Annotated in this window: 1 pseudogene; it reads right to left on the bottom strand. The window is 64.1% G+C overall.

The annotated features are described in order from the left end of the window. A pseudogene (locus AB0A90_RS13475) lies at positions 1-574 on the bottom strand (hypothetical protein); the annotation flags it as partial.

Here is a 574-nt window from a genome sequence, read left to right as displayed (position 1 = left end):
ACGTCCTTGTTCTCCCAGCCCTTGTCGGAGCCGTACTCGGAGCCGTGCTCGTCCTTGGACTCCCAGCTCTTGTCGGAGCTGTACTCGTCCTCGTCCTTGGAGTCGTAGCCCTTGTCGGAGCCGTGCTCGTCCTTGGACTCCCAGCTCTTGTCGGAGCTGTACTCGTCCTCGTCCTTCGAGTCGTAGCCCTTGTCGGAGCCGTGCTCGTCCTTGGACTCCCAGCCCTTGTCCGAGCCGTGCTCGTCCTTGGACTCCCAGTCCTTCTTGTCTTCGTCCTTGGAGCTCCAGTCCTTCTCCTCGCGGCTGTCGTCCGCGTCCTGGCCGTGCTCCTCGCCCTTCCAGTCCTTGCTGTCCTCGTCCTCGTAGGCGTCGGCGGCAGCGCCGCCACCCTGGCCGCCGTTCTCGTCCTTGCCCTTGTCGTCCTTGCCCTTGTCGTCCTTGCCGTGCTCGTCCTTGCCGTTCTCGTCCTTGCCCTCGTGGTCCTTGCCCTTGTCGTCCTTGCCGTGCTCGTCCTTGCCGTTCTCGTCCTTGCCCTCGTGGTCCTTGCCCTTGTCGTCCTTGCCGTGCTCGTCCT

It is taken from the genome of Micromonospora sp. NPDC049204, assembly GCF_040647935.1.
Classification (GTDB): domain Bacteria; phylum Actinomycetota; class Actinomycetes; order Mycobacteriales; family Micromonosporaceae; genus Micromonospora.
This window is presented reverse-complemented; position numbering and strand designations above follow the sequence as displayed.